Genomic DNA, 12,891 nt, shown 5'->3' on the forward strand with positions numbered 1-12,891 from the left:
AAGCGAACCCGTTACGATCCGTTTGATGAGCGACCGCTGCGCCACGACTCGAAGCTGTGTTCGGGTTCGTCCGCGACGAATACCCGCCAGAGGACGTACGCCGGGATCGCCACTGGGAGCAACGGCAGCAGTACGATTACCAGAATCCCCGCCATAATATATCCGAACGCCGACATCTGGAAGTTCGGCCCGTAGCCCGTCGAGTCGGCTACTTTTGTAGACATATGTCTCAGTACGAATCTAGCGGTAATCGACCTTACGGTTTTTCGACCGACAGTCATCCACCGTCCGGGATTCGAGACCCTATCTCGAGTATCGTCTACGCACCGTCGAGAACGGCGGCCGAGTCGTCCTGTGGCCGGTAGTTCAGTTCGAGCATTGTCTCCGACAGCGAGAGGAACCGCTCGGAGTTGTCGGAGATTCCGTGGGCAGTCGTGGGAGTCGAGTCGAGCGTCGTCGTCACGGCGGCGTCGATCACCCGCCGGCAATCCTCGGGACTGAGCCACATCGCGCGAGCGTATCGCTCGCCGGCGGCGTCGCGGTCGTTACACTCCGCTCTGAGTTCGTCGGGTGAGAGCAGCCAGCCGATTCGCAGATTGACAACGTCCAGTCCGTGTCGGGTTGCGTAATAGTCGCCCATCGCCTCGCCGAAGACCTTGGTGACGCCGTAGTAGGTGTCCGGGTCCATCGGGTCGTCCGGGCGGACGATATCCGGCTTGCCGACCGTCGACTCCGGCCGGATCGGCGAGACGGTGTTTCCCATATTGACCGCGTGGTTCGAACTCGCGAAGACGACGCGCTCGAGGTCGTTCTCGACGGCGGCCGCGTAGGCGTTGTAGACGCCCTCGATATTCGGTCCGGAGACCGCATCCCACTCAGCGCGCGGATTCGGGTTGGCCGCGAGGTGGAGCAAGACGTCCTGTCCCTCGAGGGCGTCGACGAACGCCGTCCGGTCGGCGATCTCGATCGGTTCCGTCTCCAGATCCTCGGTGTCGCTGTGCGAAAAGAGTGTGAGAGTCTCGTCTGAGAGCGCCTCGATGGCCTTTCTGCCGACCTGTCCGGATGCGCCAGTGATGGCAATGTCAGTCATAGTCGGTCGACATCGAGCGGGCGGAAATAGGTCTGGCCAGCGCGTTCCGGTTCGTTAGTGGGTACAGCGTAGAAACGCCGGTCTCGACGGCGTCGATAACCAACCATCCAGCGGTGGAACCGGTGACCGATACAATCGCGTCCTCGATCGAACCCACCGGGCGACGGTTCGACGACGGGTTTGCCGACGTTTCCCAGACCTTGCATCGCCACGATGGCCTCGCGAGGCTCCTCGAGTTGAACGACTCCCTCGATGCAGCCATCGAACCGTGCTGTGGCAGGAACGTTTTTAGTGATCTTTTTCGACGGCTTACGTATGCGTGACGATACCACAGCGTTCGTGACGGGCGCGAGTCAGGGACTCGGCCGCGAAATCGCCATCACGTTCGCCGAGGCGGGTGCAAACATCGCTCTCGCAGCGCGAAGCGACGGGATCAACGAAACCGCGGAGCTGATCGACGCACCGGAGCGAACGCTCGCGGTCGAAACCGACGTTACCGATTCCGAGTCGGTCGCCGACGCGATTGACGCCACCGTCGACGCGTTCGGCGGCCTGGACTGTCTCGTGAACAACGCCGGCATCGCCGGGCCGACCGCCCCTGTCGAACGAACGACCGACGACGAGTGGCTCGAGACGCTCGACGTGAACGTCGTCGGGATGGTGCGAACGGTCCGCGAGGCGGCCCAACACCTCCGGGAGTCGGCCACCGGCAGCATCATCAACATCTCCTCGATCGGCGGCAAGCGTCCGTATCCGAACCGGACACCCTACGCCGCCTCGAAGATGGGCGTGATCGGGTTGACTCGCGCGTTGGCGTTCGAGTTCGGCGACGACGTCACGGTAAACGCGATCTGTCCGGGGCCAGTCGAGGGCGAGCGCATCAGGGCCGTCTTCAAGCGACAGGCCAACGAGCGCGGCATCGACGCCGAAGACGTCAAAGACGAACTCCTCGAGAGCTTCGCTATGAACGAGTTAGTTCCGCCCGAGGAAGTGGCTGAAACGGCACGACAGCTTGCGGGGCCGGGCTCTCGTCACATCACCGGCCAGGACATCAACGTCTCGTCGGGCGGAGCCTGGTACTGACACGATCCACCGCTCGGTCGCATCCGTCTTCGCCAGTGATACTGCCGGACAAAACGATTCATGCACCGCTCGCACGCGAACGGTCGTCGCCGGCGGCGATGAGCCGTGAGACGCGATCGGGCGGTTACTGACTGTCGTCTGGCAGTCTGGACAGGCCGGCACAGCCCTTTTCGCTCGAGCGCCCGCGAGTGGGCTCCCCGGGACGAAGCCGACAGCTGAGCGCCGACCGAACCGTCAGTCGACGAACTGATCGAGCGTCGTATCCAGCCCGTCTCGAACCTCGCTGACCAGCGCGCCGTCGATGTCGAGGCCCAGGACGTCGACTGCAGCCCGGCCGACCCGATCCCGCTCCGGTGCTGGCGAGTAGACGCCGAACCGCCACTGTGAGTACTGAGCCGCTCGAAGCGCCTCGACGAGCGGCGACTGCTGGCCAAGCTGGCGAACGTCGCCGTTGACCATCACCCGCGTCGTGGACTCTTTCATCGAAGGCCGGCCCGGCACGTCGAGGATCACACTGTCGGGCTCGACACCCGCGTCGGCTGCGATCTCGCGTTCGAACGCCCGGATCGACTCGTGGTCAGCCTCGATGATCCCGCCGGGGACGTCGTCGATTTCGGCCCATACCGCCCGCTTGAACAGGTCGCGCTGATCCAGTCGCCGCGAGAACTCGCCCGTCGACGGACACGATCGCAGGGCGGCGATCAGATCGTGATCGTCCATCCGCTGGAGTCGGTCGGCATCGACCTCGTTGTGTGGCGACTCGAGCAATCGCTCGGCCGCCCGGCGAAGCATCGCCTTGCTGATCCGAGCGACGCTGTGGCTGTAGACGGTCGGGTTCATCAACGCCCGGGCGACCAGCAGGCTCTCTGCGGTCTGGACGTTCCCCTCATCGAGGACGAGTTCGCCGTTGACGAAGGTCAACTCACGAATCAGCCGGCCGTGGTCGATCGTGCCGTAGGGAACGCCCGTGTGGTGGGCGTCCCGAACGAGGTAATCCATCCGATCGACGTCGAGTTCGCCCGAGACGAGCTGTCCGAATCGGCCCTCTCCTGCTACGAGATCCGCGACCGCCGCCGGCTCGAGGTCGTGCGCTCGCAGGACCTCGCCGACGTCGCCCTCGGTCAACAGGGCGTGGACGTCGTCGTGGTAGCGCCCCGTTCGGCGGTGGGTCAGCGACTCGAGGTTGTGGCTGAACGGGCCGTGGCCGACGTCGTGGAGGAGTGCCGCCGCGTGGACGCAGTCGGCCTGTCTCCCGTCGATACCGAGATACTCGAGCGCCTCACAGGCGAGATGATAGACACCCAGACTGTGCTCGAATCGGGTGTGGTTGGCTGATGGGTAGACCATCGAGACAGTGCCGAGCTGACGGATACGGCGAAGCCGTTGTATCTCGGGCGTATCGAGGAGGTCGCGGGCCACACCGTCGATCCGGATGTGGTCGTGGACGCTGTCCTTGATCGTCGTCATACCACTCGGTTCGGCGCTCTCACGGAAAAACTGTCGTCCGATATAGATCGTGGGACAGTCGATGCGGGGCGCTCGACGATATAAAAACGCCCATCAGCTGACGAGTGGTCGCTTACCCCCATCGCGGTCTTTCCCCAGACCGACGATGACCGAACTCACGATTCCGCCGGACGCCAACGAACAACAGACTGCGGAACTGCTCCGCGAACACGTGTCGACGGGCGACACCGTCGAAATCTGGGACCGAAAACGGGCCAGCGGCGACGATCCGAAACATACCGGGACGGTGACCGATCTCGGGCCGGGCTATCTCGAACTCGACGGTCAGTCACCCACCGACAGCAGCGTTCGCTACGACGAGATTGGGTCGGTAATTCGAGTCGAATCCTCGTGATGGGGAACAATAGACAGGGATGTCGAATACCCGATGAATTTTAATAATTCTATACTACTAAATAACAACTATTATTATATGCGCTTCTCAGAATAGTTGGTATGGGCTGTATCAGTAACGTCGTCTATCGAACACTGGAGGAGACGTCGATCCGTCGGCGCGGACGGAATCCGAAGTTTTACAATCTCGTTTTCACTACTGAAACCTGATTTGGATGAGTGCTTCGCTCGATGGCAGCCGTCTCCGAATCGACAGGGGTCGGTTCAAGACGACTCGAGACGACCGCGTGTACTGGAGTGGTCGTCACCTGCACGACTCGAGATGAGACGGTCGCTTCTTTCCCGGCTCGGGTCGCTGACGGTCGTGATGGCCGGCGTCTCGCTGCTCACCTACGGGTTCGTCTTTCTCACGCCCGGCGATCCAGCATATACGATCCTCCGGGAACAACGACAGAGTCCGCCCTCGGAGCGTCAAGTCGAAGCGTTTCGCGCCGAACACGGCCTTGACGAGCCGTTCTTCGTTCAGTATCTTTCGTGGCTCACCGACGCCGTACGGGGTGACCTCGGCACCTCCTACTACCGGTCGGAACCCGTGACGTCGCTGTTGATCGAGCACATCCCGAACACACTCGAGCTCGCGCTGGCGGCGATGGCCGTCTCGCTATTGCTGGCCGTTCCGACGGGCGTCGTCAGTGCCGTCCACCGGGACACGTGGCTCGACCGGACCAGCCAGTTCGTCGCGTTGCTCGGCGTTTCGATGCCGAATTTCTGGCTCGGCTACCTGTTGATTCTGATCTGTTCGCTCTGGCTCGGGCTGACTCCCGTCTCAGGGTCGGGGACGCTCGGCCACCTCGTGCTTCCCGCCATCACGCTCGGGACCGGGATGGCCGCGATCGTGACGCGGCTCGTTCGAACGTCGATGCTCGAGGTCCTCGAGGCCGAGTACATCGATACGGCACGCTCGAAAGGCGTTCGCGAACGGCTCGTCGTGTACAAACACGCGCTTCGGAACGCGTTGATCCCGGTCGTGACGATCGTCGGCCTCCAGTTCGGATTCGTGCTCAACGGCGCGGTCATCGTCGAGGTCGTCTTCCAGCGGCCGGGGCTCGGCACGCTGCTCGTCGATGCGATCTTCGCCCGCGACTACCCGATCGTTCAGGGCGTCGTGCTGGTGACTGCATTCGCGTTCGTTCTCACGAACCAGCTCGTCGATCTCGCGTACGTCGCGCTCGACCCTCGTATCGACCGACGTGGAGGTGAGCAGCCGTGAGTGATCGGCACCGGAACGCAGATTCCGTGTGGCCACGACTCCACCCGAGTTCGCTCCTCGAACGAGGGCGCACACTCGTCGACTCACAGCGAGGGCGGGCGATCCGGCGGAATCCACACCTCCGGCTCGGCGGCGGGATCGTCTGTCTGCTGGCGATCGTCTCGATCGTCGGCCCCGTCATTACCCCCTACGATCCGTCCGCGCAGGCTCTCGAGGCCCGGCTGCAGGGGCCATCAGTCGCCCACCCCCTTGGAACCGACGCGCTCGGCCGCGACGTCGCGACGCGGCTCGTCTACGGAGCCCGGATCTCGCTTGCTCTGGCGCTCGTGGCGACGACGGTTCGGCTCGTGATCGGGACGACGATCGGGCTGATTGCGGGCTACGGTGGTGGGGTCGTCGACGCGATCGTGATGCGAGTCGTCGATATCCAGCTTGCGTTTCCGGGACTCGTGCTTGCACTCGTCATCGCCGGCGTGCTCGGCCCGAGCCTGACAAACGTCATCATCGCGCTCTCGGTCGTTGGGTGGGCCACCTACGCGCGGGTCGTCCGCGGGAGCGTGCTCTCCGTAAAAGACCGCGCCTACGTCGAGTCGGCCCGACTCTACGGGACGCCACGACGACGGATCGCACGACGCCACCTGCTGCCGACGATCCTCAACCCGGTGCTCGTGCTCGCGACGCTCAATCTCGGCACCGTCGTGCTCGCGGCTGCAGGGCTCTCATTTCTCGGATTGGGCGCACAGCCACCGACGGCCGAGTGGGGAACGATGATCGCTGACGGCCGAACCTACCTCCGGTCGGCACCGTGGCTCATCACTGTCCCTGGCGTCGCGATCGCGGTGACCGTCATCGCGTTCAACCTGCTCGGCGACGGCCTGCGGGACGTCCTCGACCCAGACCATCTCGAGGACCGTGAACGGAGGCGAACCTAAATGGCCGGACGACTCGCCGTCGAGGATCTCCACGTCCGGTTCCAGACCGGCACGGAGCCCGTCCACGCGGTCTCCGGCGCGTCGTTCGAGATCGCTTCCGGTGAGATCGTCGGCCTCGTCGGTGAGAGTGGCTGTGGAAAGTCCGTCACCGCGCGGTCGATCGTCCGCCTCGAGGAGCCCGGCGAGATCGTCGACGGCAGCATCCGATTCGACGGCGAGGAGCTGACGACGGCCGACGACCGCACGTTACAGCGGCTCCGCGGCCGGGAGCTCGCGATGGTGTTTCAGGACCCGTCGACGACGCTTAACCCGGTGTACTCGGTCGGAGAGCAGATCGCCGAGGCGTTGCGGATTCGTCGAAATCCGGACCACCAGCCGTTTTTCAGAGAGCTTGCAGCCGGTATCGGCTCGTGTCTTCGTGCCAGCCGGACGCGGTCAGAGGTCCTCGAGTTGCTCGAGACCGTCGGGATTCCCCAGCCTGAAGAACGGATCGACGCCTACCCCCACCAGCTCAGCGGCGGGTTGTGCCAGCGGGTAATGCTTGCGATCGCACTCGCCCGCCAGCCGTCGGTACTAATCGCCGACGAGCCGACGACGGCGCTCGATACGACGACCCAGGCCGCGATCCTGGATCGACTCGGGGAACTCAGCGCCGAGTACGGGATGGGAACGCTGTTGATCAGCCACGACTTCGGGGTGGTCTCGACGCTGTGTGATCGGGTCGTCGTGATGTACGATGGCGTCGTCGTCGAACGGGGGCCGACCGACGAGGTCCGCTCGAATCCGTCCCACCCCTACACGAAGGCGCTGCTTGGCTGTCTGCCACACCGCTCCGAGCCGAAATCACAGCTGCCGACGATCGGCGGGACACCGCCCGATGGCTCCGCGCCGTCGCCGGGCTGTGCCTTCGCCGATCGCTGTCCGGTTGCGACCAACGACTGTCACGAGCGCCCACAGCCGCTCGTCTCGGTCGGCCAGAATCACGTCGTTCGGTGTGGCGTCTCGGACGCACGCGACGCAGCCATCGACTCGATGAGGGGAGAATCAACCACGTCAGCCAGTCGCTCGAGGCTGTCGACGCCGGCCGCAGACGGAGGAACGAGCACACAGTCGACGGCTTCGAAACCGAAAGCGGCCGACGGATCGCTCGTCGACCTCGAGAGTGTCACGAAGTCGTTCCGACAATCCGACGCGCTCGTCGATCGACTTCTCAGGGTCGATGACCGAACGGTCGCCGTCAAAGACGTCTCGCTGGCGTTCCGACCCGGAGAAACCGTCGGCCTCGTCGGCGAGAGCGGCTGTGGCAAGTCGACGCTTGCCCGACTGATCGCGGGCCTCGAGGAACCGACCGACGGCATCGTCCGGCTTCGTGGCGAGGCTGTCGGCGGCGTCGATGCGCGAAAGCAAGCCCAGATTGCCGCAATCGGCGTCGTCTTCCAGAATCCGGGGACGAGTCTCAACCCGAAGCGAACGGTCGGCGAGTCGATCCGCGAACCGCTCCTCGAGGCCGGCTGGGACCGTTCACGCCGGGCCGAACGCGTCGAGGAACTGCTCGGACTCGTCGAGCTTTCCCTCGAGCACGCGAGTCGGTATCCCCGGCAGCTCTCTGGTGGCCAGCGCCAGCGCGTGGCGCTCGCTCGCGCGCTCGCGCTGGAGCCGTCGATAGTCGTCCTCGACGAGCCGACGGCGGCACTCGACGTCTCGACGCAGGCGACCGTTCTCAACCTCCTCGCCGATCTGCAGGCGGCCCTCGGGCTCACGTACCTGTTCATCTCCCACGATCTCGACGTGATTCGCCACGTCGCCGACCGCGTGGCCGTGATGGACGACGGTCGACTGCTCGAGACGGGACCGACGAGCCGGGTACTCTCGACCCCGTCACACCCCTCTACACAGGCGTTGCTCGAGGCAACTCCCGGCGACCGAACGACCGAGAGGTCGAACCCCGATTCGGACAGCGACACTACCTCACGATCACCGAACACACGATAACGCTATGACAGACGACACATCCCAGACGATGAACCGACGGACCGCACTGAAAACAACACTTGGAGCGACAACGCTCGCCGTTGCTGGCTGTCTCTCGAGTGCCTCTGACGACGCCGAGGTTCGTATCGGTGGCCCGTGGAAGGCAAACAGAGATCCGCTGGATGGTGGGAGCCAGCTTCGCCGTCTTGGGATCACCGAAGCCCTCGTCAGCGTCGATTACGACGCGAATCCGGCTCCCGGGCTTGCGGCCGACTGGGAACGTCTCGACGAGCAGCAGTGGCGATTCGAGCTCAGAGACGACGTGACCTTTCACGATGGTGAACAGTTCAATGCGGCGGCCGCCGTCGACTCGCTGCAACGAACCGTCTCGTCGGCGGCGTTTGCCGACGTCCCTATCGACACTGTCGAGGCGACCGACGAGCTGACCATCGACGTCGAAACCGGACAGCCGTTCTCGCCACTTCCGGCCCATCTCTCGCGGAACGAAGCGGTCATCCTGAGCCCGGCCGCAGTCGACGACGATGATGCGGTCACGGAGCCGATCAGCACCGGGCCCTTCGTTTTCGATACCTACCAGGCTGGCTCCGAACTGCGAGCCGTCCGTAACGACGACTACTACGGCCAGACGCCCGAGATCGAGTCCGTCCGCTATGAGATCGTCGACGACGACCAGACCCGCCGCATGAAACTCGAGAACGGCGAACTCGAGATGGCTCGCATTCTTCCCCTCGAGATGGTTGACGACCTCGAGTCGACAGCCGGTATCGACACGTATACGCCAGAGATTCCGCGGATCAGATTCCTCACCTTCGATACCCAGTCGGAGCCGTTCGACGACGACCGCGTTCGGCGAGCGGTCAACCACGCGATCGACCGCGATGCGATCGTCGATTCGGTCCTCGCAGGCGTCGACGAACCGGCTGTCGGGCCGTTTTCGCCGGATATCTCCGACTGGGCGAATCCGGATCTCGAGGGGTACGACCACGACCTCGAGGACGCACGTTCCCTGCTGGACGCGGCCGGCTGGACTGTCGGAGACGATAACGTTCGAATGCGCGACGGCGAGGAGCTGACGGTCGAGTTCCTCACGTTCGACGCCAGAAGCCTCCCGCTGATCGCCGAGGTGATTCAAGACCAGCTCGCCGATATCAGGATCGACGTCGACGTGACCACGATGGAGTACAGCTCGATGGTCGACCGCGTGGGACAGGACTCCTTCGACGGCTATCTCACGTCGTGGGGAACGCTGTGGTACCCCGATCCCGACCGGCTGTCGGATATGTTCCACTCGACGGGCGCGGCGTTACATCACGGCTACGAAAACGACCGCGTCGATACGCTGCTCGAGGAGGCCCGCGAACTCGACGACCGAGCGGAACGGATGGAACGCTATCACGAGGTGCAGTCGCTCGTCCTCGAGGACGCCCCGGTTGCGTTCCTGACGACCTACACGAACGTTGTCGCGACGGCAGCCGAACTCAGTGGCTACGAACCGCATCCGACGGAGTCTCGGTACGGCCTCGAGTCGATCGACCTCGACGCCGAGTAACGCCGCGCTTACTCGTCGCTCTCGCCCGTACTCGAGTCGACCCGTTCGAGGAACGAGACGAGGGCGTCGACGACCGTCTCGAACACGCGTTTGCCCTGTTCTGCTGTCGCTCCCGTCGCGTCGCCGACAGCGCCGTTCTCGCTGAACTCGTCGGTAAACTGGTGGATGGTGCCGCCGTCGACCGTATCGTCCCAACTCATTGCGTCGCCAGCGACCGGCTCGCCGACGTCGTCCGGACACAGATGGAGTAAGACGGCCGTCTCGAGTTCGCCCGCGTGACCCACGTGATCATCGACGGCTCGCATCCACTCCCAGCGATAGGCCTCGAGGTCGAGCGACGGCGACTCGGTCAGCTCTCGAGCCAGCTGGGCGAGCGTGTCGCCGTTGCCGCCGTGGCCGTTGACGAAGACGACCGTTTCGATGCTCGTCTCCGACAGCGATTCGACGACGTCGCGCACGTAGCGCCGAAGCGTCTCGGGCGAGACTGAAAGGGTGCCAGGGAACCGCCCGTGGTAGGGAGCGACGCCGACGGGCAGTGATGGAAGGACGACTGCGTCGAGAGAGCTCTCCCGGTCGGCGTCGGCGGCGATCGACCGTGCGATGATCGTATCCGTCCCGACCGGGGCGTGGGGACCGTGTTGTTCCGTACTGCCGACGGGGAGCAGTGCCGTCGTCGGCGCTCCGTCTTCGACCTCGGTCCAAGAACTCGTCTCGAGTTGCATAGACCGCGGTACTCACAGCGGACTATAAGCGACTGCGATATCGACGCGAACGGGGATCGTCGTCAGTTGATCGAGACCCACTCGCCGCGCTCGTCGCTCGCTTCGATCGCTGCGAGCACGCGCTGGGCAGCGAGCCCGTCCGCAAAGCTGGGTTCGAACGTGTCGTCGGCAGCCACTGCGCTGAGGAACTCGTAGTTCTCGTGGACAAAGGTGTGCTCCCAGCCCAGGACGTGTCCCGGCGGCCACCAGTGGTCGACGTAGGGGTCGCTCTCGTCGGTGACCAGCACCGTCTCGTAGCCGCGATTCTCGTCGGCCCGCAGTACCTCGAGTTCGTTCAGTCGCTCGAGGGAGAATCGCAGACTGCCCTTCGAACCGTGGATCTCGATCGTGTGGTCGTTTTTATGCCCCGTCGCGAACCGGGAAGCCTCGAGGGTCCCCATCGCGCCGTTTTCGAACTCGACCTGGGCGGAGTAGGCGTCGTCGACGGTCACGGCTCGCATCTCATCGTGCTCGACGGCTTCGCCGTCTTCGTTCCCTCGAGACTCCGCTGGAGTCTCGCTCTCTACAGGTCGCTCGTCGACGAACGTCTTGAGGTGGCCGCTGACGCGTTCCATCTCGCCCGCGAGGTCGTCGTCGCCGACGAGGAATCGAAGCAGGTCAACCGTGTGGGCACCGAGGTCTCCCAGCGCACCCGACCCTGCCATCTTTGCGTCGTTGCGCCACGACCACGGAGCCTCGGGGTCGACCAGCCAGTCCTGGAGGTAGCGCCCGCGGACGTGGTGAATCTCGCCGAGTTCGCCGGCCTCGAGCAGCCCCTTGGCGTGTTGGATCGCGGGCACGAAGCGGTAGTTGAACGCGGTGCCGTTGGGAACGCCAGCCTCGTCTGCGACGTCGGCCATCCGCTCTGCGTCCTCGAGCGTCGGCGCGAGGGGCTTTTCACAGAAGACGGGCGTGCCGGCCTCGAGGGCGGCGATCGAGGGCTCGGCGTGGACGTGGTTCGGCCCGAGGTTGTAGAAAACGTCGACGTCGTCGACGACAGTCTCCCAGTCGGTCGCGATCGACTCGAACCCGAGCCGATCCGCCGCGTCCGAAAGCGCGGCTTCGTCGCGGCCGACGAGTACGCTGCGTTCGATATCCGGCGCGTCCGGGAAGAACATCGAGAGCCGCGACAGGGCGTTTGCGTGGGCTTTCCCCATAAATCGATAGCCGAGTACACCGACTTCGAGCGTCATGCATACTCATTCACAATAGGTGTAGTTAGTGCTTTTCGTCACGAGTGACAGTCTCACGATCCGTGATGAATCGACTCGGGAGACGGTTGAGGTAGCGACGCGCTACTCGGCCCAGTACGCTGCGCCGGGCTGTTCGCGGAAGACGGCTCGCTCGAGGAGATCGACGGCTTTTTCGAGGCCTTCGCGGGAACTCGTCAGCGAGTCCTCGTGTTCGATGCTCAACGCGCCGTCGTAGCCGACCATTCGCAGCGTCGAGACGACGTCCTTCCAGTGGTCTTCGCCGTGGCCGTAGCCGACTGAGCGAAAGAGCCACGAGCGATTGGCTTCGTCGTCGTAGTCGGTCGTGTCGAGGACGCCCTTCTCACGTGCCTGCTCCTCGTAGATCCGCGTGTCCTTGGCGTGGAAGTGGTGGATCGCGTCGCCGAGGTGTCGGATCGCGTCAGTGATCGAGATGCCCTGCCAGTACAGGTGTGAGGGGTCGAAGTTCGCGCCGACGCGTTCGTTCGTCGCCTCGCGCAGGCGAGCCATCCCGTGAGGTTCGTAGACGAGCATGTTCGGGTGCATCTCGAGTGCGAGGTCGACGCCGTGGTCGTCGGCGAACGCCGCGAGGTCGGCCCAGTACTCGATCGCAACGTCCCACTGGTACTCGTGGGCGTCGGCATGTTCGCTCGGCCACGGCGCGGTGATCCAGTTTGGCACCTCGTCGTCGGGGCCGCCCGCGGGCAGGCCCGAGAAGCAGGTGACGGTGTCGACACCGAGTTGGTCGGCGAGACGGATCGCTTCGCGGAGTTCGGTATCCGCGGTTTCGGCTTGCTCGTCGTCCGGATGGAGCGGGTTGTTGTGCGTCGCAAGGGCGCTGATTCGCATGTCGTACTCCGCGAGGAGGTCGTGCAGGTCTGTCTGGGCGTCCTCGTCGTCGAGGTAGTCCCGGCGGACGAGGTGGGCATCGCCGGGGTAACCGCCGACGCCCGGTTCGATCGCGTCGACGCCGATTTCGGAGAGATAGTCGAGGGCTCCCTCGAGCGATTCGTCTGCCAGTGGCGGGGTGTGTACGCCGATATCCATACGTGAGATTCGAGGACCTTGTCCAGTATAAATTCACCGGATGCAATATTGTAATTTAATTGCAGAGGCGTCGCTGCGTACCGGTTTCTGTCTCGT

Annotated in this window: 13 protein-coding genes; 7 read left to right on the forward strand and 6 right to left on the reverse strand. The window is 64.1% G+C overall.

The window, feature by feature from the left end; genetic code table 11:
* Window positions 1-11: 11 nt before the first annotated feature.
* Together BW940_RS01390 and BW940_RS01395 are read right to left on the reverse strand one after the other, a co-directional pair.
* The gene (locus BW940_RS01390; protein WP_076607387.1) at window positions 12-224 is read right to left on the reverse strand and encodes a DUF7535 family protein; all 213 of its coding nucleotides are present in this window, start codon (window positions 222-224) and stop codon (window positions 12-14) included.
* A 95-nt stretch (window positions 225-319) separates the two neighbouring features.
* Window positions 320-1,090, reverse strand: coding sequence for an NAD-dependent epimerase/dehydratase family protein (locus tag BW940_RS01395; RefSeq protein WP_076607388.1), 771 nt, complete (start codon window positions 1,088-1,090; stop codon window positions 320-322).
* A gap of 122 nt (window positions 1,091-1,212) precedes the next feature.
* On the opposite strand from BW940_RS01395, the gene BW940_RS01400 reads away from it, so the two are divergent.
* The gene (locus BW940_RS01400; RefSeq protein ID WP_143823849.1) at window positions 1,213-1,413 is read left to right on the forward strand and encodes a hypothetical protein; all 201 of its coding nucleotides are present in this window, start codon (window positions 1,213-1,215) and stop codon (window positions 1,411-1,413) included.
* Window positions 1,406-2,173 (forward strand): SDR family NAD(P)-dependent oxidoreductase, encoded by a 768-nt coding sequence (locus BW940_RS01405; RefSeq protein WP_076607390.1) that lies wholly within the window; start codon window positions 1,406-1,408, stop codon window positions 2,171-2,173. The genes BW940_RS01400 and BW940_RS01405 overlap by 8 nt, the downstream gene beginning before the upstream one ends.
* Before the next feature lie 234 nt (window positions 2,174-2,407).
* On the opposite strand, the gene BW940_RS01410 is transcribed toward BW940_RS01405, so the two are convergent.
* On the reverse strand, window positions 2,408-3,640 hold the full coding sequence (locus BW940_RS01410) for an HD domain-containing protein (RefSeq protein ID WP_076607391.1): 1,233 nt from the start codon (window positions 3,638-3,640) through the stop codon (window positions 2,408-2,410).
* A gap of 145 nt (window positions 3,641-3,785) precedes the next feature.
* Here BW940_RS01410 and BW940_RS01415 point away from each other — a divergent pair, with 145 nt between their 5' ends.
* The 5 genes from BW940_RS01415 to BW940_RS01435 all read left to right on the forward strand — a co-directional run bounded on the left by BW940_RS01415 (window position 3,786) and on the right by BW940_RS01435 (window position 9,776).
* Window positions 3,786-4,034, forward strand: a complete 249-nt coding sequence (locus BW940_RS01415; protein WP_076607392.1) for a hypothetical protein — start codon at window positions 3,786-3,788, stop codon at window positions 4,032-4,034.
* Window positions 4,035-4,355: 321 nt separating this feature from the next.
* Window positions 4,356-5,303 (forward strand): nickel ABC transporter permease, encoded by a 948-nt coding sequence (nikB, locus tag BW940_RS01420; RefSeq protein ID WP_076607393.1) that lies wholly within the window; start codon window positions 4,356-4,358, stop codon window positions 5,301-5,303.
* Entirely contained in the window at window positions 5,300-6,235 is a 936-nt protein-coding gene (gene nikC / locus BW940_RS01425) for a nickel transporter permease (RefSeq protein WP_076607394.1), read from the forward strand. The genes nikB and nikC overlap by 4 nt, the downstream gene beginning before the upstream one ends.
* Window positions 6,236-8,227, forward strand: coding sequence for a dipeptide ABC transporter ATP-binding protein (locus BW940_RS01430; RefSeq protein ID WP_084776707.1), 1,992 nt, complete (start codon window positions 6,236-6,238; stop codon window positions 8,225-8,227). It begins immediately after the preceding gene.
* Window positions 8,228-8,231: 4 nt separating this feature from the next.
* On the forward strand, window positions 8,232-9,776 hold the full coding sequence (locus tag BW940_RS01435) for an ABC transporter substrate-binding protein (RefSeq protein WP_076607395.1): 1,545 nt from the start codon (window positions 8,232-8,234) through the stop codon (window positions 9,774-9,776).
* An 8-nt stretch (window positions 9,777-9,784) separates the two neighbouring features.
* Here the strand turns inward: BW940_RS01435 and BW940_RS01440 are convergent, their stop codons facing one another.
* The 3 genes from BW940_RS01440 to BW940_RS01450 form a co-directional block, all read right to left on the reverse strand.
* A complete protein-coding gene (locus BW940_RS01440; protein ID WP_076607396.1) occupies window positions 9,785-10,498 on the reverse strand; it encodes a creatininase family protein in 714 nt (237 codons plus the stop codon).
* 62 nt (window positions 10,499-10,560) lie between these two features.
* Window positions 10,561-11,730 (reverse strand): Gfo/Idh/MocA family protein, encoded by a 1,170-nt coding sequence (locus BW940_RS01445; protein WP_076607397.1) that lies wholly within the window; start codon window positions 11,728-11,730, stop codon window positions 10,561-10,563.
* A gap of 102 nt (window positions 11,731-11,832) precedes the next feature.
* Complete coding sequence (locus BW940_RS01450) at window positions 11,833-12,795, reverse strand: sugar phosphate isomerase/epimerase family protein (protein ID WP_076607398.1); 963 nt, start codon at window positions 12,793-12,795, stop codon at window positions 11,833-11,835.
* Window positions 12,796-12,891: the final 96 nt, after the last annotated feature.

It is taken from the genome of Natronorubrum thiooxidans (genome assembly GCF_900156475.1).
Classification (GTDB): Archaea; Halobacteriota; Halobacteria; order Halobacteriales; family Natrialbaceae; genus Natronorubrum; species Natronorubrum thiooxidans.